The sequence below is a fragment of the Bradyrhizobium sp. USDA 4011 genome (assembly GCF_054063415.1).
In genome coordinates, this window is sequence record NZ_JBSSGG010000001.1 from 7716972 (window position 1) to 7742882 (window position 25911).

Annotated in this window: 24 protein-coding genes and 2 pseudogenes; 14 read left to right on the forward strand and 12 right to left on the reverse strand. The window is 60.5% G+C overall.

The window, feature by feature from the left end; all coding sequences use genetic code 11:
• Nucleotides 1–336: 336 nt before the first annotated feature.
• Nucleotides 337–1257, reverse strand: a complete 921-nt coding sequence (locus ACVW1C_RS36540) for an NmrA family NAD(P)-binding protein (RefSeq protein WP_456762395.1) — start codon at nucleotides 1255–1257, stop codon at nucleotides 337–339.
• 80 nt (nucleotides 1258–1337) lie between these two features.
• On the opposite strand from ACVW1C_RS36540, the gene ACVW1C_RS36545 reads away from it, so the two are divergent.
• Nucleotides 1338–1925: a TetR/AcrR family transcriptional regulator gene (locus ACVW1C_RS36545; RefSeq protein WP_456762396.1), complete on the forward strand. Its 588-nt coding sequence runs from the start codon at nucleotides 1338–1340 to the stop codon at nucleotides 1923–1925.
• Nucleotides 1926–2130: 205 nt separating this feature from the next.
• On the opposite strand, the gene ACVW1C_RS36550 is transcribed toward ACVW1C_RS36545, so the two are convergent.
• Nucleotides 2131–2643, reverse strand: a complete 513-nt coding sequence (locus ACVW1C_RS36550; protein WP_456762397.1) for a TetR/AcrR family transcriptional regulator — start codon at nucleotides 2641–2643, stop codon at nucleotides 2131–2133.
• 111 nt (nucleotides 2644–2754) lie between these two features.
• Between ACVW1C_RS36550 and ACVW1C_RS36555 the strand changes: the two genes are divergently transcribed.
• From ACVW1C_RS36555 to ACVW1C_RS36575, 5 genes are all read left to right on the forward strand, one after another.
• Nucleotides 2755–2991 (forward strand): DUF2798 domain-containing protein, encoded by a 237-nt coding sequence (locus ACVW1C_RS36555; protein WP_456762398.1) that lies wholly within the window; start codon nucleotides 2755–2757, stop codon nucleotides 2989–2991.
• A gap of 76 nt (nucleotides 2992–3067) precedes the next feature.
• Nucleotides 3068–3985: an SDR family NAD(P)-dependent oxidoreductase gene (locus tag ACVW1C_RS36560; RefSeq protein WP_456762399.1), complete on the forward strand. Its 918-nt coding sequence runs from the start codon at nucleotides 3068–3070 to the stop codon at nucleotides 3983–3985.
• Between the two features lie 193 nt (nucleotides 3986–4178).
• Entirely contained in the window at nucleotides 4179–4640 is a 462-nt protein-coding gene (locus ACVW1C_RS36565) for a hypothetical protein (protein WP_456762400.1), read from the forward strand.
• A 459-nt stretch (nucleotides 4641–5099) separates the two neighbouring features.
• Nucleotides 5100–6254 carry an efflux RND transporter periplasmic adaptor subunit gene (locus tag ACVW1C_RS36570; RefSeq protein ID WP_456762401.1) on the forward strand — a complete coding sequence of 385 codons (1155 nt, stop codon included), beginning with the start codon at nucleotides 5100–5102 and terminating at the stop codon, nucleotides 6252–6254.
• 11 nt (nucleotides 6255–6265) lie between these two features.
• Nucleotides 6266–9376, forward strand: a complete 3111-nt coding sequence (locus ACVW1C_RS36575) for a multidrug efflux RND transporter permease subunit (RefSeq protein ID WP_456762402.1) — start codon at nucleotides 6266–6268, stop codon at nucleotides 9374–9376.
• A 267-nt stretch (nucleotides 9377–9643) separates the two neighbouring features.
• On the opposite strand, the gene ACVW1C_RS36580 is transcribed toward ACVW1C_RS36575, so the two are convergent.
• On the reverse strand, nucleotides 9644–10690 hold the full coding sequence (locus ACVW1C_RS36580; RefSeq protein ID WP_456762403.1) for an alpha/beta fold hydrolase: 1047 nt from the start codon (nucleotides 10688–10690) through the stop codon (nucleotides 9644–9646).
• A gap of 501 nt (nucleotides 10691–11191) precedes the next feature.
• Nucleotides 11192–11431 (reverse strand): annotated as a pseudogene (locus ACVW1C_RS36585) (helix-turn-helix domain-containing protein); the annotation flags it as partial.
• On the opposite strand from ACVW1C_RS36585, the gene ACVW1C_RS36590 reads away from it, so the two are divergent.
• From ACVW1C_RS36590 to ACVW1C_RS36620, 7 genes and pseudogenes are all read left to right on the forward strand, one after another.
• Nucleotides 11424–11726: a hypothetical protein gene (locus ACVW1C_RS36590; protein WP_456762404.1), complete on the forward strand. Its 303-nt coding sequence runs from the start codon at nucleotides 11424–11426 to the stop codon at nucleotides 11724–11726. The pseudogene ACVW1C_RS36585 and the gene ACVW1C_RS36590 sit on opposite strands and share 8 nt — an antisense overlap.
• Before the next feature lie 493 nt (nucleotides 11727–12219).
• Nucleotides 12220–13221 (forward strand): helix-turn-helix domain-containing protein, encoded by a 1002-nt coding sequence (locus tag ACVW1C_RS36595; RefSeq protein ID WP_456762405.1) that lies wholly within the window; start codon nucleotides 12220–12222, stop codon nucleotides 13219–13221.
• Between the two features lie 435 nt (nucleotides 13222–13656).
• Nucleotides 13657–14445 (forward strand): ATP-binding protein, encoded by a 789-nt coding sequence (locus tag ACVW1C_RS36600; RefSeq protein WP_456762406.1) that lies wholly within the window; start codon nucleotides 13657–13659, stop codon nucleotides 14443–14445.
• 63 nt (nucleotides 14446–14508) lie between these two features.
• Nucleotides 14509–15837 carry an epoxide hydrolase family protein gene (locus ACVW1C_RS36605; protein ID WP_456762407.1) on the forward strand — a complete coding sequence of 443 codons (1329 nt, stop codon included), beginning with the start codon at nucleotides 14509–14511 and terminating at the stop codon, nucleotides 15835–15837.
• 31 nt (nucleotides 15838–15868) lie between these two features.
• A pseudogene (locus ACVW1C_RS36610) lies at nucleotides 15869–16357 on the forward strand (HlyD family efflux transporter periplasmic adaptor subunit); the annotation flags it as partial.
• A gap of 186 nt (nucleotides 16358–16543) precedes the next feature.
• On the forward strand, nucleotides 16544–17302 hold the full coding sequence (locus ACVW1C_RS36615; RefSeq protein ID WP_456762408.1) for a sulfite exporter TauE/SafE family protein: 759 nt from the start codon (nucleotides 16544–16546) through the stop codon (nucleotides 17300–17302).
• A gap of 78 nt (nucleotides 17303–17380) precedes the next feature.
• Entirely contained in the window at nucleotides 17381–17824 is a 444-nt protein-coding gene (locus ACVW1C_RS36620) for a MaoC family dehydratase (protein ID WP_456762409.1), read from the forward strand.
• Nucleotides 17825–17922: 98 nt separating this feature from the next.
• Here ACVW1C_RS36620 and ACVW1C_RS36625 read toward each other — a convergent pair whose 3' ends face one another.
• From ACVW1C_RS36625 to ACVW1C_RS36650, 6 genes are all read right to left on the reverse strand, one after another.
• Nucleotides 17923–18705: a helix-turn-helix domain-containing protein gene (locus tag ACVW1C_RS36625; protein WP_456762410.1), complete on the reverse strand. Its 783-nt coding sequence runs from the start codon at nucleotides 18703–18705 to the stop codon at nucleotides 17923–17925.
• 299 nt (nucleotides 18706–19004) lie between these two features.
• The gene (locus ACVW1C_RS36630; RefSeq protein WP_456762411.1) at nucleotides 19005–20297 is read right to left on the reverse strand and encodes an MATE family efflux transporter; all 1293 of its coding nucleotides are present in this window, start codon (nucleotides 20295–20297) and stop codon (nucleotides 19005–19007) included.
• Between the two features lie 87 nt (nucleotides 20298–20384).
• Nucleotides 20385–21500 (reverse strand): alkene reductase, encoded by a 1116-nt coding sequence (locus tag ACVW1C_RS36635; protein ID WP_456762412.1) that lies wholly within the window; start codon nucleotides 21498–21500, stop codon nucleotides 20385–20387.
• A 64-nt stretch (nucleotides 21501–21564) separates the two neighbouring features.
• Nucleotides 21565–22143 (reverse strand): TetR family transcriptional regulator C-terminal domain-containing protein, encoded by a 579-nt coding sequence (locus ACVW1C_RS36640; protein WP_456762413.1) that lies wholly within the window; start codon nucleotides 22141–22143, stop codon nucleotides 21565–21567.
• A 316-nt stretch (nucleotides 22144–22459) separates the two neighbouring features.
• Nucleotides 22460–22576: a hypothetical protein gene (locus ACVW1C_RS36645; RefSeq protein WP_456762414.1), complete on the reverse strand. Its 117-nt coding sequence runs from the start codon at nucleotides 22574–22576 to the stop codon at nucleotides 22460–22462.
• A gap of 35 nt (nucleotides 22577–22611) precedes the next feature.
• Complete coding sequence (locus ACVW1C_RS36650; RefSeq protein WP_456762415.1) at nucleotides 22612–22881, reverse strand: hypothetical protein; 270 nt, start codon at nucleotides 22879–22881, stop codon at nucleotides 22612–22614.
• Between the two features lie 79 nt (nucleotides 22882–22960).
• On the opposite strand from ACVW1C_RS36650, the gene ACVW1C_RS36655 reads away from it, so the two are divergent.
• Nucleotides 22961–23122, forward strand: a complete 162-nt coding sequence (locus ACVW1C_RS36655) for a hypothetical protein (protein WP_456762416.1) — start codon at nucleotides 22961–22963, stop codon at nucleotides 23120–23122.
• Nucleotides 23123–23780: 658 nt separating this feature from the next.
• On the opposite strand, the gene groL is transcribed toward ACVW1C_RS36655, so the two are convergent.
• Together groL and ACVW1C_RS36665 are read right to left on the reverse strand one after the other, a co-directional pair.
• Entirely contained in the window at nucleotides 23781–25421 is a 1641-nt protein-coding gene (gene groL, locus ACVW1C_RS36660) for a chaperonin GroEL (protein ID WP_456762417.1), read from the reverse strand.
• Nucleotides 25422–25482: 61 nt separating this feature from the next.
• The gene (locus tag ACVW1C_RS36665) at nucleotides 25483–25881 is read right to left on the reverse strand and encodes an Hsp20/alpha crystallin family protein (RefSeq protein WP_456762418.1); all 399 of its coding nucleotides are present in this window, start codon (nucleotides 25879–25881) and stop codon (nucleotides 25483–25485) included.
• Nucleotides 25882–25911 lie beyond the last annotated feature (30 nt).

The window sequence follows — 25911 nt, forward strand, 5'->3', positions numbered from 1 at the left end:
CCATTCGATACGTTGGGTGGCAGCCTCACCTCGTTTTCGGTGGCTACTTCAGGCTTGCGATTGCCGACGCCGCATCGGACCGCACCGTTCTCTGGACTTTTCACGCTGGGCGTCATCGTAACAGCGCCGGACGCTGAGGCTTCTGCGGATCGAAAGGTGGCGATCAGATGCAAGGGCTAGGCTCCGGAAGTTCGAATGCGGCTTGCATGAGAAAGCCTGTTTGCGTTCTCGACATCGGACATTTGCCCGATATTGTTTCGTCGTCGGTTATGATGCTCTTGGTCGTGACGTCTCTCAGGTCAAAGAGACGATTCAATCAGGGGAATCTCAAGATGATCAAGAAAATCGCGGCGCCATCGCCAGTTGCTGGCTTGAGTTCCGAAACATCTCTATATTTTCGGCAAGCCATTGCTCCAGTGTTCTTGGGGACGTGCCAGTCAATGTCTCGAAAGTCGACGTGATCTCGCTAAGAACGGACTCGCGGATCATCTGATCCAACCCGACCAGCAACTCCGCGACCAATGGTGTGAGGCCGTCAGCCAGAAGCGCGGCTCGCTGTTGCTCGGCCGATCGATGATTGTAGACGACCGGGCGGCCGAGCAGCCTCGACAGCTGCTCGGCAACCTGCTGCATGGTCCAGGCCCGTGGTCCCGTCAGATGATAGGCGCGCTGCGATTCCGGGCTGAATTCCTCGAGCAGGGCCGCGCGTGCTGCGTCGGCGACGTCGCGCGTATCGATAAAGTTCACACGTCCTGCGGCTGCCGCGCCTGCCCAGGAGCCTGCAGCGATTTGGCCCGCCGCGCGCTTGAGAATGTCGGCGTATGCCGACGGCCGCAACACGGTCGACGCCACCGGCTGCTGGGCCAAGTGCGTCTCGATTTGCATATGCCAGGCAAAAGGATTGAGACGGGATGCTGGACCCAGGGCGGAAAGTTTGACGATATAGCGGACGCCGGCAGCGACGGCGGCGTCGATCAACGCGATCTCGTTGGCCACTTGCTGCGGCGACGTACCGTGCGAGATGAACAGCCGGTCGGTGCCACGAAGCGCCTCCTTAAGCGTATGGGGCTGGTCGAAATTGACCGCAGCGACGCCGACACCCTTGGGCAGTTGAGCTGTGTCGGGCCGCCGGGTCAGAACCATGATATCGACCGGGTCGGGAGCGAGGAGGCTGACTAGCACGGAGCCGACGCGACCGGTGGCACCAGCGATGGCGATCCGCTGCCGTTGCGACGCCCCTTGGATTTGCTTGGACACGGCGAAACCTCCCTTGTATCTTGGAACAATCGGTCCAACATAATTGGAACGAACGTTCCAAGATGTCAAGCGAGGTGTTGATGAGCGGCAAGCCGCAATTCGATGACGTTGCCGTGATCGCGGCGGCAATCGAGGTCTTCTGGCGCAACGGCTATGCCGCCGCTGCCATCAGCGATCTGACAGAGGCTACGGGTTTGTCTCGATCCAGCCTCTACCAGCGATTCCACGACAAGGATGGCTTGTTCCAGGAGGCCCTTGCAGCCTATACCCAGCGCGTGTTGCGGCGCATGAACTCAGCCAAGGCTGATACGGCGCGCGGGCGGTTGAGGGCATTGCTGTGCGCATTCCTGCCGGACAGATCTCGGCCCGCTGGCTGCCTGATCGGGCGCAGCTGCGCCGAGCTCTCGACACTGTCGAAAGAAGGACAGGCCGCCACGCTGGCAGCAGCAGCACGTCAACGTGAGATTTTGGCTGGCCTTCTGCGCGAAGGCGTGGCGGCGGGTCAGTTGGCGGAAGATACCGATCTCGATGCCATGGCTTGGTACTATCTCGGTGTGCTGCAAGCCGTATTAAACTTCCCGCAAACGGGTGCTGATCAAAGCATGCTCCATCGCATGATCGACGTGGCCATGTCGGTCTGGCCCGACACGCTGCGCGCCGATTCATGACCTGATACGGCGGCATTCAAATCCAATCCGGTTGCCAATGCCCCGCTGTGGGTAACTCGGGACCAGGCACGACAGGCGCCTGTTGGCGCCAGAGACAGGCCGGTCAGAAATGGTGCGTAAAGGTGAGGCACGAATGACTTTGGCTTAGGATCTATCGCTCCTGTAAAGCGTCCGCGATCGGTGGATTGGGGGAGAACCGTCGTGCCTATTTACCTTGCCGGGCGATCTGGAGCAGCGTCATGCAGGCATCGAGACAGGCTGCGGCGATCGTGCGGCCGAGCGGACTCGGCTTCTTGTTCAACAGCCGATGCATTACCACGCCGTGCAGCATCATCATGACCGGATAGGCCACGTGCGCGGCTCTGCTTTCATCGACGCCGGCGCGCACGAGATGGCTGGTGTATCGTGCGATCTCGCTACCCTGCGCATCCGTTGTGACGCGCTCCATCCAGCCGCGCCCGTAAAGCAATTCATAGTCGCGGGGATGGCTGGTGCCGAACTCAAGATGTCGCACGCAGGCGTCGCGGAAGTCGCGCGATTTCGCGAGGTAGGCTGAGAAGCGCTGAAAGGCAAGCGCGCGCAACGCCGTCAGCAGGGCCTCCCGGTCGGCGTAGTAGCTATAGACCGTCGGCGTCGTCGTGCCCGCTTCGGCCGCCACGCCGCGGATCGTCACGGCCTCCTCGCCACCCGACTGCCAAAGGGTGTCGGCGGCCTTCAAGATTCTGTGAGGTAACTCCGGATCGGCGGTTCGCGGCATCGGGCCTATTGCTTCTACACCGTAAAAGTTATACGTCGTCTAATTAATAGACCCGTTTCCAGGAGCAAGCAAATGGTCCTGCCCCCGAAATTGATCGGACCGGCGATTTCCATGATCACCGGCCTCATCACCTCGACCAGCATGTCGTTCGTCGGTCTTGCCATGAACTACGGCTTTCAGCCCGATTTCGCCGCGCGCTGGCTGCGGGCCGCGGTAACGAGCTATGTCGTGATCGTGCCGATGCTGGTGATCGTCATCCCTCGAATCCAGCGCTTCGTCATGCGGCAGGCCGGAATGCCGCCGTGTTGAGCGGCGGAAGCCGAAGGCTCCGGCGAGAAGCGGGGCCGTCAATCCACTTCTTCGAAACAAGCGAGGAGCTTGCGAAATGGCGACGAAACAGAAGCACGACAGCCCGATTCTCGTGACTGGCGCAGCCGGCACGGTCGGCGGCATCGGTCGCAATCTTACCCGGTTCCTTCTGACCAGAGGGCATAAGGTGCGCGCCTTAGTTCGCCGCGAAGACAAGCGCGCCGAGGCCTTGCGGCAGCTCGGCGCCGAGGTCGTACAGGGCGACCTGACGGATCTCGCCTCGATGCACCGCGCCATCGAAGGTTGTCGGCGCATCTATTTCGGAATGTCTGTCTCGGCGGCATACCTGGAAGCGACGATCAACACCGCCGCAGTCGCGCGCCACCACGGTGTCGAAGCCTTTGTGAATATGTCGCAGATGACGGTCTCGCAGATGAGCATCACCGAGACCACCGACAGCCCTCAGCACAGGCTGCATTGGCTGGCGGAGCAGGCCCTGTCCTGGTCGGGATTACCGGTCATCACAGTGCGGCCGACGGTCTTCCTCGAGGGCTTCTTTCTGATGCTCGCCGCTGCCGGCGTGCGGGCCTCCGACGAGTTGGCGCTTCCGATGGGCGACGGCAGGACCTCGCCGATCTCGGCGGTCGATGTAGCGCGCGCGGTCGCGGCGATCCTCGACGATCCCACGCCGCATATTGGACAGGTCTACGACCTGACCGGGCCGGAATCCGCCGATCTGAACCAACATGCGCGTGCCTTCTCGGAGGCGCTCGGCAGAACCATCCGATATCGCGACGTCCCGCGGGCTGCGTGGAGCGAAGGCCTTCGGCGGGCAGGCTTTCCGGAGCACGTCGTCAACCATCTCTCGGCCATTACCGAGTTGAACAGGCAGGGGCGTTACGACCGCATGACGGACACCATGTACAAGCTCACCGGTGAAGCCCCCGTAAGCACGCGCGATTTCGTGAAGCTCCATGCCGCCGAATTCAAATAGTATGGATCGGCGCTTTGACTCTCGGTACATACCAAAAACGGAATCCGACAGTTGAGGCGCCATGGTCCGCTCTGGATGGAGGCTGTACAATGGCCCGGCCGCCCGAAACTCCAGCGTCATAAACTGCCCGCGGCCACGCTCTGTCGCCGGTCTGGCGCAAGGCGTCTCGGGGCAATCCGACGCGGGCAGTCCAATGAGACCTATTAGGGAAGGGCAGGCGCTTCTGGCACGCTTCGTTCTGCTGCTCTTTTTGAGCGGCTGTGGAGAAGCGGACCAAATGGCGGGCCAGGCGTGTCGTTCTTTGGATGCTCGCAGTTCGGTACTCAAGGTGTTTTCGGACGATCAAAATAACAAGCTGGTGACCTTCACTCTCAAATATTCGAGCTCGCTTGACGCAATGATGAACGCTGCGAAATCGGAAACTGAAAAGTCCGCGATTTTGGAAGGTGCAAAGAAAAGCGCTGTCTACAGCCTGGATGCCACGATACTTGTGAAGTCAGAGGACAAAGCGACGCGAGAAGTCACTTGCATTGGGATACTGTCTGTTTCCGTTTTGGACACGAGCGCAGAAAAAGAAATAGAATTTAGAGTGAAGCAAACGCCCGATGGAAGGCCGCTCGTTTCAGTCAGCCCATTCCTTTTCAAGGTACAATAGTTCTGAGATGCCGGCGGCTGCGTCGCATACAGGGCCAGGAGGCGATCTCACACTCGCTGTTCGCTCATACTAGCAGCGCGGACCAGCAGGATCGGAGCGACTGCGCGTCCCGACATCGCAGCGAATGGCACAGCTAATCCACCGAACTTCCAATTTGAATATTCCCAGAAATCGTCTGGAATGGAGCTTCCGACGGCAGCCCGCATGGCACCTCGGAAAAGTTTCGCTGCGGGCATTGGTCGAAAAGAAATTGTGCGATCGACGATGAGGCCCTGTCGTTTTCTTCGATCGACGGCCCTCAACAAGCCGTGAGCCAAAGTTCCTGATTGGTATTTGCAGCTTGCTTTTACATCGTATAAGTTTTACAACGTAAAACTAATAAATGACAAGTGCGCCGGCGGAGGGACACGTCAGCCCCTTCAATGACAGGACAACAGGATGAACGTTCCTAGAATATGGATGGCGGGCCTATCTGCAGCCGTGCTTTCGGTATCGGGTGCTTATTTGTGGCGCGAAGGCATTCCGTCCAGCGTCGTGAAAGCGACCGCGAATACCCCGCCTGTCCGGCCCGTTCCGGTGACGGCCGGCCCAGTGAAGGATCAGGAATTCGCGATTTCGCGCGTAGGTCTCGGCATGGTCCAGGCCTACAACACCGTGACCGTGAAAGTGCGCGTTGATGGCGAGGTGCAAAAGATCGCCTTTCGCGAAGGCCAGAATATCCAGGCCGGCGACCTGATCGCGCAGATTGACCCGCGACCTTATCAGGCGCAACTGCATCAGGCCGAGGCCGACAAGGCGCGCGACGAAGCGCTGCTCGCAAATGCCAGGCTCGATCTGGAGCGCTACAGCAAGCTTGCCGTAAAAGAGTACGCCACTCGGCAGAGCGTCGATACCCAGGAGGCGCTGGTCGCCCAGTATCAAGCTGCGATTGCGCATGATCAGGCCGTGATCGACAATGCGCGACTGCAGCTAGGGTACACGACGATCGTCTCGCCACTCGCGGGACGCACCGGCATCCGCCTGATCGACCAGGGCAATATTGTTCACGCCTCCGATTCCGGCGGACTTGTCGTGGTCACGCAAATGGCGCCGATCAGCGTGATTTTCACCTTGCCGCAGAAATATCTCCCGGAGATTATCGAGGCGATGCAGGGCAAGACGCTTGTCGTGTCGGCGTACGATCAGGACGACCGCGTCAAGCTTGCCGAAGGCCATCTCGAACTGATCGACAATCAGATTGATCAGGGCACAGGCTCGATCCGGCTCAAGGCGATCTTCCAAAATCTTGACGGGCGGCTTTGGCCCGGCCAATTCGTTAGTGCTCGCCTGTTGCTTGGCGTCCACCACGGACCTGTCGTACCGGAGGCAGCCCTGCAATCGGGATCAAACGGAAGCTACGCGTTTGTCGTCCGCAACGATTCCACGGTGGAGCCTCGCCCCGTGCGGATCGCCGCAAGCCGCAACGGCGAGGCGCTGATCGAGAGCGGCCTCGTCGCCGGTGAAACCATCGTCGTCGACGGACACTACAAGCTCCGGCCCGGCGCGCGCGTCGTGACCGTGCCGGTGGCTCCCGCCCGGGAGCGCGCCGCCTCCACGGACCAAGGTCGAGAATAAGGCGGCGCGAGATGAATATTTCCGAACCCTTTATCCGACGGCCGATCGCGACCGCGCTGGCGATGGCGGGCCTCGCAATCGTCGGCCTTGTGGCCTATCTGCTGTTGCCGGTCGCGCCCCTGCCGCAGGTCGACTTTCCGACCATTCAGGTGACGGCCCAGCTACCAGGCACGAGTCCGGAAACGATGGCTTCCTCGGTCGCAAGTCCATTGGAACGGCAACTGGCGCAAATGTCTGGCGTGACCCAACTCACCTCCGTGAGTGGCATCGGGATATCTGTGATCTCGATCCAGTTCAATCTAGCCCGCAATATCGACGCCGCCGGACAGGACGTGCAGGCCGCGATCAATGCGGCCGGCGGTCAATTGCCGAAGAATTTGCCATCGCCCCCCACCTATCGGAAAGCAAATCCGTCGGACGCGCCCGTGATGGTGCTGGCGATGACCTCGGAGACGCTGCCGATGACGACGGTAAGCGACTTTGCCGACAACATCTTTGCGCAGCAGCTCTCCCAGGTGGACGGGGTTGGCGCCGTGCTGATCGCAGGTGCGCAAAAGCCGGCGGTACGCGTCGAGGCCAACCCGCTCGAACTTGCTGGTCGTGGTCTGAGCCTTGAAGATCTGCGCTCGGCGATCGCGGCCGCCACGCTGAATGGCTCCAAGGGCACGCTGAACGGCGAACGCCAGGGCCTTACCCTCGAGGACAACGATCAGCTCTTGAGCGCAGCCAGCTATCGGCCGATCATCGTGGCTTGGCGCAACGGCTCGCCCGTGCGGCTCGGTGATGTCAGCACGGTGGTGGATGGCGCCGAAAACATCCGAGGGTCGGGGACCTTTGACGGACGGCCTTCGGCCATCCTCATCATTCAGCGGCAACCCGGCGCCAACGTCATCGACACCGTCGAGCACATCAAGGCGGCGTTGCCGCGCCTAAAGGCGTCGATCCCGTCTGCCGTCGACGTTCATATTGTCACCGATCGTACCCAAACAATCCGCGCTTCGGTCGAAGACGTTCAGTTCACGCTGATGCTCACCATCGCCCTGGTCGTGATGGTGATCTTCCTGTTCCTGCGCAACGGATGGGCCACGGTGATCCCCGGCATCACTGTTCCGCTGTCACTGATCGGTACTTTCGCGGTGATGTATGTGCTCGGCTACAGTCTCGACAACCTTTCGCTGATGGCGTTGACGATCGCGACAGGATTCGTAGTCGACGATGCGATCGTGATGGTCGAGAATGTGGCGCGTTACCTGGAGCAGGGCTACTCGCCGTTTACGGCGGCACTGAAGGGTTCGCGCGAAATCGGCTTCACCATCATCTCGATGAGCCTGTCACTGATTGCGGTGTTCATTCCGGTATTGTTGATGGGCGGCATCATCGGGCGGCTGTTCCGCGAGTTTGCCGTCACCGTGAGCGTGGCGATCCTGGTGTCGACCATCATCTCGCTGACGCTGACGCCGATGATGTGCGCGCAACTGCTGCAGGACGAAAGGCGTAAGCGGCACGGCCGCCTCTATGCTCTCAGCGAGAAGTTCTTCGACGGCATGCTCACGGTTTACGAAACCGGTCTGCGCTGGGTACTGCGTCACCAGCGGCTCACGCTGACCGCGACAGTCGCAACTATCGTCCTGACCGGCTATCTCTACGTCCTCATTCCAAAGGGCTTCTTTCCGCAGCAGGATACGGGGTTCATCGTCGCCGTATCGGAATCATCGCAGGACGTTTCCTATCCGGCTATGCTGGAACGGCAGGCGCAACTGATACGTGTCCTGATGGCTGATCCCGGCATCGATGGCGTGATGTCAGCGGTCGGCGTCGGCGGTGTCAATCAGACCATGAATAACGCCCGCATGTTCATCAATCTCAAGCCGCGCGACCAGCGCGACGCCAGCGCGAGCCAGATCATCGATCGACTGCGACCGAAACTTGCCGCCGTCCAAGGCATTGCCCTATTCATGCAAGCGTCCCAGGACATCAATGTCGGTGGACGTGCGAGCCGCACCCAGTATCAGTTCACGCTCCAGGATAGCGATCTCGACGAGCTCGACCACTGGGCGCCGATCCTGCTGCACACCCTGCAGGGAATTCCGCTGCTGCGCGACGTTGCGACCGATCAGCAGATCGCCGGTCCGACCCTTCGCCTCGAGATCAATCGCGATACGGCATCGCGGCTCGGAGTCGCCACGCAAGCGATCGACGACACGCTCTACGACGCATTCGGACAGCGCAAGATCGCGCAGTACTTTACACAGCAAAACAGTTATTGGGTGATCCTCGAGGTCGATCCGCAGTTCCAGCTTGATCCAAATGCGCTTGATCTGATCTACGTACCGTCAAACAGCGGGCGGCAGGTACCGTTGAGCGCACTAGTCGAACAAAAGCGCACAGTCCGGTCGCTGTCCGTGAGCCATCAAAGCCAATTTCCCGCGATCACCCTGTCGTTCAATCTGGCATCAGGCGCAGCGCTCGGGCAGGCCGTCGAGGCGATTGAGAAGGCTAAGAGGGACCTCAACGTCCCGGCCACCCTGATCACTACGTTCGAAGGTAACGCCCAGGCGTTCCAGGACTCGCTGAAGACACAGCCACTCCTGATCCTCGCCGCGCTGATTGCGGTTTATATCATTCTGGGTGCACTCTATGAAAGCCTGATCCATCCCATCACCATCCTTTCGACCATCCCGTCGGCTGGCGTCGGCGCGCTTCTCATTCTGATGGCATTCAAGCTCGAGCTCACCGTCATTGCCCTGATTGGCATCATCCTGTTGATCGGCATCGTCAAGAAGAACGCAATCATGATGATCGACTTTGCGATCCAAGCCGAGCAGACGAGCGCGATCAAGCCGACGGAGGCGATTTTCCAGGCGGCGCTAAAGCGCTTCCGCCCGATCATGATGACGACGTTTGCGGCACTGCTGGGCGCTCTGCCGCTAGCGTTCGGGCACGGGACCGGCGCGGAGATCCGTCAGCCGCTTGGATACGCCATTGTCGGCGGTCTGCTCGTGTCGCAATTCCTCACGCTCTACACCACGCCGGTGGTCTACCTCGCGTTGCATCGCTTCAGCCGTAGCCGAGCGCGCAAGGTCGTTTCGCGCCCGGGCGACGCAGCAATGGCGGCCGAATGAACAGTCGTCAACGCACTCAATGGCTGTCGCGCCTACGGAACACGGGCGCTATCTGGTGATCTTTCCATGCGTCGCGGAAGTTCTAAAAGCTGTGCCGGAGACGGCGTCTCGTTCCGGCTCATGCACCAGAGTCATCCGCGTCGGAGAGAAGGTGAAGTGTGTGCGCGGCGGCAAATGGCCGTCCACTCGCGGATCCTGCATTTGCAATCTGAGCTGCGCGGAGAAAGGTCACCGCCGTCCCTAGCGCGCGTTCCTGTCAAGGCGTACTTATGATTTGGCTTTCTGAGCTACATCGAGTATCGCCTCGGCGAACGCACGGGGCGCTTCTTGGGGCAAATTATGCCCTATGCCACCCGTAATCGTCCTATGTGAATACCTGCCCGTGAATCTCCCGACGTAGTCGACCGGCTGCGGATGCGGTGCGCCGTTGGCATCGCCTTCCATTGTGATGGTTGGCACACCAATGGTCGGTACCTTGGCGAGCCGGTTCTCCAACTCGTCATATCTGGCCTCGCCACTGACCAAGCCCAGGCGCCAGCGGTAATTGTGAATGACGATGGCGACGTGGTCCGGATTGTCGAAGGCCTGCGCGCTGCGCTCGAATGTCATGTCATCGAACGCCCATCTCGGCGAGGCAAGCTTCCAGATGAGCTTCGAAAACTCCTTCCGATACATGTCATACCCTGCGCGGCCGCGCTCGGTCGCGAAATAGAATTCGTACCACCATTGCAACTCGGTCGACGGTGGGAGCGGGGTTCTCCCAGCCTGCTGGTTGCCGATCAGGTACCCGCTCACCGAGACCAGGGCGCGGACCCGTTCAGGCCAAAGCGCGGCCATGATATTCGCCGTGCGCGCGCCCCAGTCGAAGCCGGCGACGAGTGCCTGTTCGATCTGAAGTGCATTCATCAGATCGACAACGTCGACCGCCAGGGTCGCGGGCTGGCCATTGCGCAGACTCGTTTCCGAGAGGAAGTGCGTGCTTCCGAAGCCTCGCACGTAGGGCACGATCACACGGTAACCGTGGCGGGTCAGGATCGGCGTAACCTCGGCGAAGCTGTGGATGTCATACGGCCAGCCGTGCAGCAGGATCACCACGGGACCCGACGTGGGACCGCCGTCGACGAAACCGACATTGAGAAGTCCCGCATTGACTTGCCTCAGCGGTCCAAACGGAACGCCTGCCGACTGCGTACTCGTTGCGTTGACCGGATTCGTCTGCGCAGCGGCTATGCCGACGGGAGTGAAGCGCAACGCAGTTAGCAAAGCCGCCGCGCGTATGAGCTTGCGACGTTCGTGGCTGATCTGTTGCGACATGCCATTTCTCCAAGGCCGACCCGGGCTTGCATCCGGATGATGAAGCCAGGTTAGCTCTCCAGAGGTTAGGATATGGACGCTTCGGGCGGCCGCGGCTTGGCCCGAGTTGCTGATATTTTGTCATTTGTTGCTGTGACGCCGTGCCGACGCCGCCCGGAGGACATTCGCGCGACATACCCACAAAGTGGCTCCGGGAATCCAGGAATGCACCGCGTCGAAAGGTCAGTGATCGACGAACGGCGATGACATCTTCACCAGCATGGTCTGCTTGAGCATCCGTTGGGGGTGAGGCAAGCGATCGCCACGGCGCTCGCGCATGGTAACCCGTGCTGATCGACGCTGCGGTCAACCGAACCGAGTTCGCATGCCGCCGTCCAACACGATGGAGATGGCCAAGGGGCATATCGCCACTGATGAAGGCGATCGCCGGCGGTGGAGCGAACGAGGTCACCGTCTACGCAAAGAGGAATCTCCGGCTACGAAGATTTAGTTGCCGGTACCGGTCCGCACCGGCTCGCGCAGGGTTGCCCCACGTGGGGTCAGAAGCATGCCATCGGCCCCGCGCGTCAGAAGCTCGTCACCGAACAACTCGCGCAACCGGGCCAGGTTTTGGCTCATCGCGGATTGGCCAATGCCCATGCAGGCGGCCGCCCTCGTCACGCTCCGTTCGGTCAGCAACGCGTCGAGATGAACCAGTAGGTTCAAGTCGATACGACCCAAATTGGCGGTATCGATGGCTATTATCGATCCTATCTATTTGATCGATGATTATAGCCTGACCATCTCCACCGGCAGGGGAGCACACGGGCCGCCGCCCAAGTCCACACCCAAGCCAACGGAGGATCCCATGTCGATCCGCAGCACAATTCCTGCCGCCGCTTTCACCATGGCCGCCTCGCTGGGGGCCGCGCACGCAAGCCCGCTCAAGCCAATCGAAGGCCAGAGCATCCGCCTCGGCGATCTCTCAGGCGCGGCGCATCAGGGCACACCTACAACTTCACGCGCCGTCCCGATGGCAGCACCGACATCGATGTGATCGTGGTGCGCGACGGCAAGAACCTAAAGGGATGGATCCTCGGCCTCGTGTTGCGCACCGTCGGCAGAAGTGCGCTGAAGAAAGCGTTCGACAACTCCGTCAAAGCCATCGAGCAGCGACACGCGGATGGGCCTCGGTGGGGCCGGATTGCTGCCTAAGGCAAAGCAACGAGAGTATTGCACCGAGAACAATGTTTATATTGTACCGAGTAATGTACCGGATCATATTCAGATCAATGAACGGATTGCACTGGTCCAAGCCCTGCAATCCAGATGGAGGCAACTGAAATGCACATCCATTATCTCGATACGTTCCTGGCATTCCTCGGAATGACCTTAGGACTGGTCTCGGTGGTGCCTGGCCTGTTCTTCCAACCCAGGCCCGAGGCACACAGGGCGACAAGGTTGGCCTCAAGGCGCGACTGACTGACACGCGGACGTGCCTCGTGCGCGCCGGGAGATCCACATCGACGTCAGAGTAGAAGGATTGCTCCATGTCGCCGCACAGCGCCCATCCCATCGGGGAGAGCCGACAAGAACCACAGCCTTATTGCGATTTTTGGAATAGCCGCGGGCCGACGAAGCTGCTGTTGTCTTCGATCGACAGGGGCTGGTCAGGCCTGTCAGCCGAGGTGCGGGCACATGGCAAGAGCGTGATACCTTGGAGGGGTACACAATCCGACACCGAAATCTGCGTCGATGTCCACGGCAATGGATTCCCTGTCACGCGGCGTGCCGCAGGAATCTCGGATCGAACCATCACTGGCCGCGATACGGTCTGGCTTACCCCCGCCCGCTGGCAGGAAGGTTCGATCGATATCGGCGGCGATCTTCCCGGGATCGCGCACATCTATCTTGCTCCGAGCCAGTTCTCCCCGGGCAAGCTCGGTGTCGACGTCGATGCTTCCGCGGTCGGCGCGCTGAGATACGACAGCGCCTTCGAGGATCCACTGCTGGGGGAGATGGCACGCGCCATCGCGACGGAGCTGCAGACCGAGACCTCTGCCGGCGGGCTGCTGGTGCAGTCGTTGGCGAGCGGCATGGCGATGCGGCTTGTTCAAAAGTACACGAGCGGCTCGGCCGCACGGTCGGTTGCCGCCTCTGCAAGAGAAGGGCTCGACCGCCGCCGGCTTTTCCGCGTGCTGGACTATATCGAAGCGAATCTGGAGGGCGATCTCACGCTCGATCGCTTGGCATCGATAGCATATCTCAGCCGATTTCATTTTGCTCGTGCGTTCAAGCAGGCCGTCGGAGAGCCTCCTCACCGTTACGTCGCCGCCCGGCGTCTTGAACGCGCGAAAGCCCAACTGATCCAGGGTGAGCGGTCGTTGGTCGACATTGCGCTGGCGCTCGGCTTCTCCAGTCAGGCCAATTTCAACCGCGCATTCAAGCAGGCCGCCGGCGTGGCGCCGGGCCAGTATCGCCGCGGCTTCGGATCGCAACGGCCAGCCTTGTCGCTGGCTGATATCAGGCAGGCCATTCCGATCCTGGCGTGATTTTGCTTGGCCGCGGTCTCCCCGCGGCTTTCAGCAACGAACGACAAAACGACGGCATTCCGCGCAAAGCGGTCGGTCAGATGGATCGATATCTTGACCTTTAGCAAGCAGTGAAGTGCGCAGCTGCCGCGGGAGAGCGGACGCGTCATCGGACTCGCTTGTGCAATTCCCAAACGAGATGAACGTCATGAATCTGACCAGCCTTCAAACAGTAGCGACGATGCTCGGATCAATCTTCGGCATGGTGTCGCTGCTAACCCATCGGTTGCCGCACATCGGCGCACTTCGCAAGGTGTCGACGATGTCGGCCATTCGGCCTCGACAGCAAGAAATGACAACATCACGGCAATCCGAGCAAAGCCACGAGAGGCTGGATGTTCGATAAGTCGGGTTGAGGCGGCAACTTGCCAGTCCGGCAAATGCCAGGAGGATCGCATGCCCACCGTTGCACGTGCTCACGACTACGATGACCAGACGCTGCTGCGCGCGCTAACGCACAGGATCCACAGTGACCTCGTCTCGTCGATTGATGCGGTTTCTGCCGCGGTGCTGCGTACGGACAACCCCGCCGTCAAGCTCGCGCTCGCCGGCGTCATTGAGCTGCTCGAACAACATGCCGGCGTTCATCGCGTGCTGGCTATGCCGGATCGCGACGGCCTTGTCGACGCCGCCGAATCCGTCCGCAAACTCGCCCTCGGCCTTAGCAGGTCCTCGCTGGAGCCGATCCGGATTCGTCTCGCGCTGAGCGCCGACAGCTTGCTACTCGAGGCAGATCGGTGCTGGCGCCTCGCTTTGGCCGTCCATGAGCTCGTTACCAATGCCGCGCGACACGCGCATTTCGGCGGCCGGGATGGTGCGATCAAGATCAAGCTCTCAGTCGTCGGCGCCGTCGTCAACTGCATCGTCGCCGACAACGGATCGCTCTCGGAGCGCTTGAGGCCGGCGCGCGGCCTGAAGATGGTGAGGGACCTGGCCGATAGCCTCGGTGGCCGGATCGAATACGGGTTCGGGCCACAATTCTCGTCTTTCCTTATCGTGTTTCCGCTCAGCGCTCGCGAGCGTCGCGCCAACCGGATCGTCGCATCACGACGTCTGAAGGGCGCACGCAGGGCTATGCCGCCGCGATCGAGGCCGCAACCGGTGCGCGCGCCCGCCGTTCCCGTGCCGGCCCCCCTGCGGAGTGATGTCCTCACCACAACAGAAGGTGCGCTGGAGCCGACATGAAGGTGGGCGGCTTCACGCGGCTTCTCATTCCAACCCAAGCCAACAATGGATCAGGAAAGAACTATGACCATCGGCGCGACTAACGAAATCATCGACCCCCGTCGCCGCCGCCTTTTGGGTACGGTCGCGATGGGCATCGCTGCCGTCGGCGCGGCAAGCGTGCTGCCGCAGGGGATACGTCCCGCTGCGGCGGCCGGTGAGGCCATCCGTCCCTTCCGCATCGATGTGCCGGAAGAGCAGCTTCTCGACCTTCGCCGGCGCGTCGCCGCGACGAGATGGCCTGACAAGGAGACGGTCAATGATCAGTCCCAGGGCGTACAGCTCAAGACTGTGCAGCAGCTCGCCCAATATTGGCAGGCCGGGTACACCTGGCGGAAGGTCGAGGCACGGCTCAACAGCCTGCCGCAGTTCATCACCGAGATCGATGGGCTCGACATTCATTTCATTCACGTTCGTTCGAGGCACGCCAACGCGTTGCCGACGATCGTGACGCATGGCTGGCCCGGCTCGGTCATCGAGCAAATGAAGATCATCGATCCGCTGATCAATCCGACCGCGCACGGCGGCACCGCGGCGGATGCGTTCGATCTCGTGATTCCGTCGCTGCCCGGTCATGGCTTTTCCGGAAAGCCGACGGCGCCCGGCTGGACGCCCGTTCGCATCGCCCGTGCCTGGACCACCCTGATGCGACGCCTCGGATACAAGCAATTCGTGGCGCAAGGCGGCGACTGGGGGAATGCTGTGTCGGAAACGATGGCCCTGCAGGAGCCGGTCGAGCTGCTTGGCATCCACACCAATATGGCCGCGACCGTCCCCGCCGACATTTCGAGGGCGCTCGCGTTCAACCTGGCACCACCCACCGATCTCACGGAGGAGGAGCGCAACGCGTGGCAACAGTTGCGGGCCTTCTATGACAAGGGTCTCGGCTACGCCAACGAGATGTCAAACCGCCCGCAGACCCTGTACGGGCTTGTCGATTCGCCGATCGGGCTCGCCGGCTGGATGCTCGATCACGATTTTCGCAGCCAGGACATGATCGCCCGCGTCTTCGACGGGAAGACCGAAGGGCTTTCGCGCGACGATGTCCTCGACAACGTTACGCTCTATTGGCTGACCAACACCGCGATCTCCTCAGCACGACTCTACTGGGACACGCGTCAGGTGTCGACCGGCGGCTTCTTCGATGTGAGAGGCGTCAAGATCCCGGTCGGCGTCAGCGCGTACCCGGACGAGATCTACACCGCGCCCCGGCGCTGGTCAGAGCAGGCCTATCCGAAGCTCATTCACTACAACAAGCTCAGCAAGGGCGGTCACTTCGCTGCCTGGGAGCAGCCCGACCTCTTCGTCGCGGAAATGCGCACGGCATTCCGCTCGCTTCGAAACGCCTCGTAAGGCAACTGGCGGCGCGCCGACATCGCGCGCCAGTGGCGTTGTCACCAATATGGAGCTGCGTCCGGGGACTTATCTTACCCCCGGCAAGGCCGTGATGGCGTTGCTCGATTCAGACACGCTGCGCGTCGAGGGCTATTTCGAGGAGACCAAGCTGCCGCGCATTCATCTCGGCGATGCAGTCAACGTGCGGCTACTGGGCCGCGACCACGTGCTTCGCGGCAGCGTGGAGAGCGTCGCGGCCGGCATCGAAGATCGCGATCGCAGCGCCGGCGCGACCCTACTTGCCAACGTCAATCCGACCTTCAACTGGGTGCGGTTAGCACAACGCGTTCCGGTCCGGATCGCACTCGATCAGGCCGCGCGAAGCGAGCTCGTTGCCGGAGCCACCGCGACCGTCGAGGTGCTCCGATCGCCGCTGCACGGCGACCCGCGCGCGGCGCAGGGCCGGCGCGACACCTCGCAGCCACGCGTATGCCGGGCGGTGCAGGCCGCCTTCCGAATTCCGCCGCTGTGCGACTAATCGTGCTGCCATGCGATGGCATTCCGATGAGGCGATACCACAATGGCATAATTGTACCGAGGACAATGTTTCTATTGCTCCGAGACAATTGCCAGATCATTGTGTCAATATCGCCTTGATTGGACGACGCGACCGACCCACCGCGCAGATGCGCGGGAGGCAACGCGGCCTTGTGGAGCAACGCACATGGAGTTGACGATCACCACGATCCTGGTCGCTTTCGCCGGCGTATTCCTCATCTGCTTCATGAAGGGCGCATTCGGCGGCGGTTTTTCCATCGTCGGCATTCCGCTGTTGTCATGCGTGATGGACCCTGTGACAGCCGGCGGCCTTCTTGCACCACTGTTCATCGCAATGGATCTGTTCGCGTTGCGCTACTGGAAGCCCTCGACCTGGTCGAAGCCGGATCTCGTGCTGCTGTTGCCCGGGCTCGTGATCGGCATCGGGCTCGGCTATTTGCTGTTCCGCGTGATGGACCATCGAGCCGTCTCGATCGTGATGGCGACGGTCACCTTGATCTTTGTCGGTCTGTGGCTGGTCAGCGGGTCGAAGGTGACGATCCGCCCGCGGTCGACGCCGAAGGCAATCACGGCCGGTCTCGCCTCCGGCATTACCACGATGGTCGCGCATTCCGGAGGCCCGCCGCTTGCGATGTATCTGCTGCCGCTCGGCCTCAGCAAGGAAGTCTATGCGGGGACAACAAGCATGTTCTTCACGGTCGGCAACGCGACCAAGGCGGTGCCGTGGCTCTTGCTGGTGAAGCCGGCGGGCGACGTTTGGGCGTTGATGGCGATTTGCCTGCTCGCCATTCCCGCCGGCGTTTGGCTCGGGTGGCGGCTACATGGGCGACTGGACCAAGGGCAGATATATCGCGCATGTTATGGATTGCTGGTCGTGACGGCCCTGAAGCTCTTTTGGGACGGCGTCTCCGGCTATCTCGCCTGAACTCGGACGCGCCGGCTTCGCGCGACAACTCCACGATGGTTCACCGGGTCCCGGTCGGTGGTCGAAAGGAGAAAGCTCATGACGACGATCGAATGGTTTGATGACCTTACTGTTGGAATGCAATTCAAGTCCGGTGAGACTTTGATCACTGCTCCTGAGATCAAGCGCTTCGCGGCCGAATTTGATCCGCAGCCGATGCATTTGGATGAAGATGCCGCCGCCAGAACATTCTTCAAGGGATTGGCGGCGTCGGGGTGGCACACAGCTGCAATTGCAATGCGATTGTTGGTTGAAAGCCGCCCGTTCGGGGATCATCCAATTATCGGCATTGGGGGTGGCGTCCGCTGGATGGCCCCAGTGCGCCCAGGCGACGTTCTGCGTCTGGAAGGCGCGGTCGAAAGTCTGGCTCCCTCGAGTTCCAAACCGCAAGGTACTGTTGGCATGAAATGGACGATGTACAACCAGCATGGCCAAGCAGTTTATGAGTTTACGCCAATGACTCTCGTTCCGCGTCGCCCGTAAACCAAGACTGCTGCAACCGGACGTTCAACTGAATGGCCGCTATGCGCTTAAGAGCTATCGAACATCGCTTATGGCGTCCGGAGTGACGTTTGCGGGCGTCACACTGACCCAGGGGCGCGGCGATACTGGCCCGGCGCCATGCCGGCGGCCTGCTTGAATGCGCGGTTGAAATTGGCCTGGCTGGAGAAGCCGAGCGCCAGCGCAATGTCGACCAGCGGTCGATCGCCCTGGATCAGCAGGGCTTTCGCGCGCTCGAGCCGCCGTGCGCCGACGTAGCGGTGGGGCGGCTGTCCGACGGCCTGCCTGAAGGCGCGAGCGAAGTGATGTTGGCTGAGAAATGCCACCGATGCCATGCGATCGACCGTGAGATCACCTTCCAAATTTGCTTCGATATAGTCCAGCACGCGGAAAAGCCGACGCCGATCGAGCCCCTCTCTTGCAGTGACGGCAGCCAATCGTGCGGCCGAGTTGCTCGTGTACTTTTGAACAAGCCGTATCGCCATGCTGTTCGCCAGCGACTCCACCAGCAGCTTGCCAGCGGAGGTTTCTGTCTGCATCTCCGATGCGATAGCGCGTGCCATCTCGCCCAGAAGCGGGTCCTCGAAGGCGCTGTCGTATTTCAGCGCGTCGAGCGCCGAAGCATCGATCTCGGCGCCGAGCTTGCCTGGCGAGAACTGGCTCGGAGGAAGGTAGATGTGCGCGATCCCGGGCAGATCGCCGCCGATATCGACTGAACCTTCATGCCAGCGGGCGGGGTAAGCCAGACCGTATCGCGGCCAGTGATGGCTCGATCCGAGATTCCTGCGGCGCGACGCGTGACGGGCAATCCATTGCCGAAGACATTGACGCAAATTTCGGTGTCGGATTGTGTACCCCTCCAAGGTATCACGCTCTTGCCATGTGCCCGCACCTCCGCCGACAGGCCCGACCAGCCTCGATCACTTGAGGACAGTAGCAGTCTGTTTGGACCTCGGTTCTGCCAGAAGTCGAGATAGAGCTCGTTTCGATTTGCAGACAATTGCTCTGTTCGCATCTCCATGTGGCGCTCCTCGTCATTCTCACGACAATGGGGTGTTACCGACGCGCGGCTTACGCACGCGTTCGGCGAGCCAGGCGTCGCAATCCGAGGCTTTCCCGTAGCGCAGCGCAGGCAGCTCCATCGCGATGGATAAGAGCCCGCTCATCGCAACATGGACCAGAGCGTGTTTTCGAGAAGCTCTTTCGAATGCATTTTGTCAGGACAAACACTTGCCACAAGAAATCGCTTGGCAAACGAAGAGGGCCTTCTCACGATGCCATGGGCATCAGCTGTCCTTGGTGCCAGTCCATCCCCAATGATGTACGTTCGGGCCAGAGCTATCTCGGCCGGCGGGATGCGAGCTCTCGATCGACAAGGCTGCCCCCCGTTTGCTATCCGGACAGGTGTGAGGTAGAGGTTAAACCAGCTGCCGGCTGCAACCGACCATGCAATGACCGTCCCGTACAGGAGCATGCCGCTTGCATAGACAACAAGCAGCAGCGATGTCGAACCCGTCACGCGCAGCACGATCCACCCACCGCCCACGGCCACGATCACCCGGAGTAAGCCGCCTATCAGGGGCCAACTCAATCTGCCCGCGCCCTGGGAAGCGAAATACATTGAGATACCGAGCCCAAAGAAGCCATAGATGGGGCCGACCGTCCTCAGGTATGCCGTGCCGATAGCGACGATGTGCGGATCGTGTGTGAAAAGGGTCAGCCAGGCATGCGGCCAGATCGCGGCGGTTGCGCCGATTGCTTCTGCCACGGCAAAGCCGACGGCTCCGCCAATCAGCGCGATCTTCAGTGCACGCGTGTTCTGGTTTGCACCGATATTCGTACCAACCAGCGCAACCAGTGGAGCACCAAGCCCGAATGAAATTGGCGGCATCAGATATTCGAGCCGATACCGAATCCGGCAACAGCGTCCGGTCCCGCGTAGGCCGCCATGAACCCCATCGTGACTGCGATGGCGAAGTTGATTTGAACCGTATTGACGGCGGCTACCGCGCCCACCGAAAGGATCTCCTTCACGAGCTCCCAGCGAATGCGGGTCATCTGGAACGAGGCGAGATTCCGGCCGCTTGTCACGTACCGAGAATGACCGTCCCGATGGCGTAGTCAGAAGGGCAAATCCGCCACCTGCGATTCCGAGCGGCGGAAACGGACCCCAGCCGAATATCAAGGCGGGCGAAAGTGGGATCAGCGGCAGGGCACCGCCGCAAATAGCGATGCCGGGGACAAGCAGCGCGTCGGATCCTAAGCGGGCGATAAACCACATCTCAATCAGTCCGGTGCCTGATTGGGCCACCATCACGAGGATATTTGGCCATGCCAGCCGCAGCAGTGCTGGCAGTACCGGTTCTGCCAACAAAGCTTTGGTGCGCGCGTCGAGCCGATCCGATCTTGACGGCTCGGCTACCAACAAAGGTCTAGCTTCACAGGCCCCCGACATTTAGGGATTTCCTCTCTTTCGAGGCGACAGATTCGAGAGCAGCACTAGCCGTGTACTGTGTGCCTCCTAGCCCACTCATCGACGATGCTAGGCGCGAACTGCTCCTAGCTCGTCGAGGCTCGGATAGTCAGTGTAGCCACGCGCGGCGCCGCCGTAGAACGTCGATCGATCGGGCGCGTTGAGCATGGCCCCGAGGGCGATACGCTTCGGGAGATCGGGATTGGCGATGAACGCCCGCCCGAAGGCCACAAGGTCCGCGGTCCCATCCACGAGGGTCCCCTCGGCCAGTTCGACGGTGAAGCCGCCCGATACGATCATCGGTCCCGGAAACAGCGGACGGAACAGCGTGGCGACAGATTGCGGCGCGGCATCGTTTGTCTGATCCACCAGGCCGGCGCGGGCTCGGGCCTCGATGAGATGCAGGTAGCAGATGCCGCGGTCGGCCAATTCCTCGATCACAAACTCGTACAGTTTCGCCGGATCACTATCGCCGGCATCGCCGACGTCGCTGTAGGGTGAGATCCGGAGGCCGATGCGGTCTACGGGCCAGACCTCCGAAACGGCATCCAGCACCTCGAAGAGGAGCCGCGCGCGGTTCTCGATCGAGCCACCGTACCGGTCACTTCGGCGGTTAGTCTTGTCTTCCAGAAACTGCTGCAGCAGGTATCCGTTTGCGGCGTGAATTTCGATTCCGTCGAACCCTGCTTCCTTGGCGTTCTCTGCGGCCTTGCGGTAGTCGGCCACGATCTGCTTGATCTCGTCGAGTTCAAGCGCATGCGGCGTTTCGTATGGCACGCGCTGAAAGTCGCTTGCGAAGGCGTTGCCGGCCGGTCGGATCGCGGAAGGCGCCACGGGCGGAGCACCGTCGCGAAAGGACGAGTGCGAGATCCGGCCCACGTGCCAAAGCTGCAGGAAGAAGATTGCACCGCGATCTCTAACCGCCCGCGTAACTGTTCGCCATCCGGCGACCTGTTCCGGCGTGTAGATTCCAGGCGTCTGTGGATAGCCCTGTCCCTGTTGCGAAATCTGTGTCGCCTCTGCGATTATCAGGCCGCCTTTGGTCGCCCTCTGCGCGTAGTAAGCGGCGGCAAGAGGCGAGGGGACCAGGTCGGTTCGCCCGGCGCGCATCCTTGTCAGCGGCGGCATCACCACGCGATGGGCGAGACGGAAAGGTCCAAGCCGGAAGGGGGTCGAGAGTTTCATTGTGCGCTCTAAGATGACCGGTCATCTTAAAATTGACCGCTGACCGGGTGCGGCTCGTGTAGATTCAGTCGAAGATGCTCGCGAAAATCACGCGTTCGAATTGCTCCAGGGGCGCATTGCTCTGCTCGACCTTGGATCTCAGCACGACGCCTTCCCATGCGTTCAACAGGAACGTTGCGATCACGTCTGCCGGCAGGCGCGTGCGCACGCGACCTAGCTTCTCGGCTTCCCGCACGCAGGTCTCGATCGAACGCGACCAAGCGGCAAAGATTTCTGCGAGGCGTGCGCGAATCTGCGGGCTCCGAACAGCCATCTCCGAACTGAACCCTCCAACCATGCAGCCTTTTTCAAATTTCTGACGCACTACAAGGTCGGAAAGTGAACGGAAATAGCGGCGGAGGCGCTCGACGGGATCGACCTTAGGGTCAGTCAGAAGTGCGCGCCGGTCGACGCCGTTCTGCCAGTATCGCTCCAATGCTTGGAGAGCCAGATCTTCCTTGCTCTCGAAGTGATTGTAGAACGATCCTTTCGGCACGCTAGCGCTGTCCGTGATGTCCTGCACGCCACTACCGTTGAAGCCGTTCCTGTGCAAGATCTCGAGGCCGGCCTCGATAAGCTGTTCGCGCACGTTCGGTTTTGCCATGGTCCTGTCTCCCAATCATCAAATATGACCGGTCGTCTCAAGGTCAACCGCCGTCACGGAATCGTGTGACGATCAGCGTAATGGAACGGCAAGGATGAACTCGAGATCGATCCGGATGCCGCGTGACTCCTTCGGCGCCGCGCTTGGCAGTTGCGCCAACGATTTGGCCGCAGCGAACCAGCCCAGCGTCGAGACGGCGATTCTGCGGTCCCGGGCGAAATTGCGTTGCGGCGGCGGGCGATCGCTCGGTCTGAGCCTGTCTTGAATGGACCTAGTATGACGCAAGAGTTGCAAGGAGACCTGTATCGGGGGGCGACTAATCGATCCACATAAGTCCCTTTACGTTGATCACTTCGATGCCGCACCGACCAACGCGCACAAGTTTTCTGTCTTCCAACAATTTCAGATTCTTGTTTGCCATCTGGCGAGACATGCCGGACAGCGAAGCGAGTTCTTCTTGCGTAATAGTCAGCTGGTTAGAGGCCTTCGGCGAGAGGATCGGCTGCCGGCGCCGCGTGTGCGGCTCTCGACCGGCGCGATGGCAATAAGACGGCTAGTGCTCAGACGATGAAATAGAAGCGCGATCGACGGTTCGCCGGTTAGCTTGGCGGCCTCATCGCGGTATTCGCTGATCCGGGTAATGTCGACGTGCGCGATGAAATAGTCCGGATCGGCGCTGCGGAAGACGAGGACCTTGACGTTGGTATCGGCCTCGGCGCGCTGAATGAGCGAAACCAAGTCGCGAACCGGTCCAATGCTTTCAAGAAGTGATCTCGTTCAAGCTGCGAATTTGCGATCAATGTGCCAAGAATTCTAATTGTCCGACAACACGATCAACAAGGCCCTGCGGATCATGGGCTACGACACTGGCCCCGGTGGCGACCACTACGCGCATGGCTTCCGGTCGAGCGCCTCGACCTTGCTCAACGAAGAAGGCGCATTCGATGGCGATGTGGTGGAAGCTCAGCTCCGCCCATGAAACGGACGAAAAAGGAGGCGGCGCCGCGACGAGGTGGTGCGGCGCCAGCTTGCAGCCGGCTCGTCCGTGCATGTGTATTGAGATTGCAAGTGTAAGCCTCGCCACCGCGATCAACACGATATGAAAAACCCCGCAGTCTCAATCGACTGCCATTTTTCGTTTTGAGAGTACAACTTGCCGGGAGCCCACAGCCGATCTGAACTATCCACTGCATTCAATTCGGCATCTATTTTTTCGAGTAGACGATCGATTTCGCCCCGCTCGTCCGGGCCTTGGAAATTCTTCCAGCCGGCTGAGCAGTTCCTGCTTTCGCGTCAGGAGCGTCGCGATGTTCGTCATCGCAGGTGTGTGCTTTTGATTTTCCAGCATGGTCGACACCTGATGTACTTTCGCGAGCTCCGATCCTCCGAAACCGGAACCGCCGCTAATATGCCGAAATCCCGGTATCTGCGCAGGCAAAGTCCAGTGCTCAAGGGCTTTATGCCTGCCACTGTGAAGCCAAACGCAAACCTCGCGACATCAAACTGGGCAAACTACCAGTTCCGACGCTGCTCCAGCGGTAAGGATAACACGATTGCCATGAGCCATTCTGTAGCAATGGCCGCCCGTCGCACGCGGCGGCAGGGGACCGGCCCTTTACCCGCACGTGATTCTTCCCTCATCCAAAGTCCATTGCGCCGGCGCTGGCGGGGTCGGTTTGGCCGGCTCCATTCTTCTTTTTGGGCGCTTCGGCCACCATGGCCTCTGTGGTGATTAGGAGCCCGGCGATTGAAGCTGCGTCCTGCAGCGCGGACCTTACGACCTTCGTCGGATCGATGATACCTTTCGCAAACAGATTACCGTATTCTGCGGTCTGCGCATCGAAACCCCACGCGTAGTCCTTGCTCTCAAGCACCTTTCCGACCACGATCGATCCATCTTCTCCCGCATTCTCCGCGATCTGCCGCGCAGGCCAGGTGAGGGCCCGCTTGACGCTTTCCAGTCCGTGGCGCTGATCGTCGTTTGCGGGCTTGAGTTTCGCAAGCGCGCCCGTCGCGCGCAGCAGCGCCACTCCACCGCCTGGGAGAATGCCTTCTTCCACGGCTGCGCGCGTCGCATGCATGGCGTCGTCGACACGGTCCTTCCGTTCCTTGACCTCGACTTCGGTCGCGCCCCCGACGCGAATGACGGCAACTCCGCCGGCAAGCTTTGCCAGCCTTTCTTGCAGCTTTTCCCGATCATAATCCGAAGTCGTCTCTTCGATTTCGGTTCTGATCTGTTTAATGCGCGCCTCGATGTCCGACTTCTTACCGGCGCCGCTGACAATGGTCGTGTTATCTTTGTCGATCGTGACCTTCTTGGCGCGTCCCAGCATGGCGAGTGTGACGTTCTCAAGCTTCGTGCCGAGTTCCTCGGAAATGAAATTGCCGCCAGTCAGGATCGCAATGTCCTGCAACATGGCTTTGCGCCGGTCACCGAACCCGGGTGCCTTGACGGCCGCGACCTTCAATCCGGCCCGCAGCCTGTTCACGACAAGCGTGGCAAGCGCCTCGCCTTCCACGTCTTCTGCGATCATAACCAGCGGCTTGCCGCTCTGTACGACCGATTCCAGCAGGGGCAGCATCGGTTGCAACGCCGAGAGCTTCTTTTCATGGATAAAGATGTATGGATCGTCTAGTTCAACTCGCATCTTTTCCGCATTGGTGACAAAATAGGGCGAGATGTAGCCGCGGTCGAACTGCATGCCTTCGACCACCTCCAGTTCGGTCTCGAGTGACTTGGCTTCCTCGACCGTGATCACCCCTTCGTTGCCAACCTTTTTCATTGCGTCGGCCAGGAAGCGTCCGATTTCCTTGTCACCATTGGCAGAGATCGTCGCGACCTGCGCAATTTCGTCATTTGAACTTAGCTTCTTCGTATTCTTCTTGAGTTCATCGACGACGGCATCGACCGCGAGATCGATGCCACGCTTAAGATCCATAGGATTCATGCCCGCTGCGACCGCCTTTGCCCCTTCGCGGACAATTGCATGTGCGAGAACGGTAGCAGTCGTCGTGCCGTCGCCCGCCTGATCGGACGTCTTCGACGCGACCTCGCGGACCATCTGCGCTCCCATGTTCTCGAACTTGTCCTCGAGTTCGATTTCCTTCGCAACGGTTACGCCGTCCTTGGTGATGCGAGGCGCCCCAAAACTCTTCTCAAGCACAACGTTGCGACCCTTCGGTCCCAGCGTCACCTTGACGGCATTGGCTAGAATGTCGACGCCACGGAGCATCTTGTCTCGGGCGTCAGTCGAGAATCGTACCTCCTTTGCGCTCATGATCATTCCTCCGAAAAACATTTGCCAGCGACTCTCGACCGACCCGAGGCAAAGCGCCCCCTCAGTTGACCTGAATGGCTCGCGGCTTAGCTTTCTCTGCCAACGGCAGCATGAGCGACAGGACGCCGTCCTTGAGCTCGGCTGCGATCTTGCTCTGATCGATCTTGCCGAAAAGCCGGAAGCTTCGCGAAAAGTGACCGACATTGTACTCGGTGTACAGCGGCTGTAGGCCCCGGTACTTGGAGAAGTCGAGCTTTCCGTCGATCTTGAGCACGTCGTCCTCCACTCGAACGTCGACGCTACTCTTTTCGACCCCCGGCATTTCGAGGACCACGTTGAGCCCATCCTTGGTCTCGTAGATGTCCGCGTTCGGCACGAATATTCGCGCCGGGATGGTGGTCTCCTCCTTCTTCTCCAACTCCCGCTTTTGGGTGACCTGCAGTTCCTTCTTAGAAGCCATGATTGTATCTCCTCAAAGCTGCTGCGCTGC

Coding starts and splice junctions, on each gene's coding strand:
- ACVW1C_RS36545 (WP_456762396.1), top strand. CDS start 1,338: ATGAGCGGCAAGCCGCAATTCGATGACGTTGCCGTGATCGCGGCGGCA.
- ACVW1C_RS36555 (WP_456762398.1), top strand. CDS start 2,755: ATGGTCCTGCCCCCGAAATTGATCGGACCGGCGATTTCCATGATCACC.
- ACVW1C_RS36560 (WP_456762399.1), top strand. CDS start 3,068: ATGGCGACGAAACAGAAGCACGACAGCCCGATTCTCGTGACTGGCGCA.
- ACVW1C_RS36565 (WP_456762400.1), top strand. CDS start 4,179: ATGAGACCTATTAGGGAAGGGCAGGCGCTTCTGGCACGCTTCGTTCTG.
- ACVW1C_RS36570 (WP_456762401.1), top strand. CDS start 5,100: ATGGCGGGCCTATCTGCAGCCGTGCTTTCGGTATCGGGTGCTTATTTG.
- ACVW1C_RS36575 (WP_456762402.1), top strand. CDS start 6,266: ATGAATATTTCCGAACCCTTTATCCGACGGCCGATCGCGACCGCGCTG.
- ACVW1C_RS36580 (WP_456762403.1), bottom strand. CDS start 10,690: ATGTCGCAACAGATCAGCCACGAACGTCGCAAGCTCATACGCGCGGCG.
- ACVW1C_RS36590 (WP_456762404.1), top strand. CDS start 11,424: ATGGCTATTATCGATCCTATCTATTTGATCGATGATTATAGCCTGACC.
- ACVW1C_RS36595 (WP_456762405.1), top strand. CDS start 12,220: ATGTCGCCGCACAGCGCCCATCCCATCGGGGAGAGCCGACAAGAACCA.
- ACVW1C_RS36600 (WP_456762406.1), top strand. CDS start 13,657: ATGCCCACCGTTGCACGTGCTCACGACTACGATGACCAGACGCTGCTG.
- ACVW1C_RS36605 (WP_456762407.1), top strand. CDS start 14,509: ATGACCATCGGCGCGACTAACGAAATCATCGACCCCCGTCGCCGCCGC.
- ACVW1C_RS36615 (WP_456762408.1), top strand. CDS start 16,544: ATGGAGTTGACGATCACCACGATCCTGGTCGCTTTCGCCGGCGTATTC.
- ACVW1C_RS36620 (WP_456762409.1), top strand. CDS start 17,381: ATGACGACGATCGAATGGTTTGATGACCTTACTGTTGGAATGCAATTC.
- ACVW1C_RS36630 (WP_456762411.1), bottom strand. CDS start 20,297: ATGTCGGGGGCCTGTGAAGCTAGACCTTTGTTGGTAGCCGAGCCGTCA.
- ACVW1C_RS36635 (WP_456762412.1), bottom strand. CDS start 21,500: ATGAAACTCTCGACCCCCTTCCGGCTTGGACCTTTCCGTCTCGCCCAT.
- ACVW1C_RS36640 (WP_456762413.1), bottom strand. CDS start 22,143: ATGGCAAAACCGAACGTGCGCGAACAGCTTATCGAGGCCGGCCTCGAG.
- ACVW1C_RS36645 (WP_456762414.1), bottom strand. CDS start 22,576: ATGTCTCGCCAGATGGCAAACAAGAATCTGAAATTGTTGGAAGACAGA.
- groL (WP_456762417.1), bottom strand. CDS start 25,421: ATGAGCGCAAAGGAGGTACGATTCTCGACTGACGCCCGAGACAAGATG.
- ACVW1C_RS36665 (WP_456762418.1), bottom strand. CDS start 25,881: ATGGCTTCTAAGAAGGAACTGCAGGTCACCCAAAAGCGGGAGTTGGAG.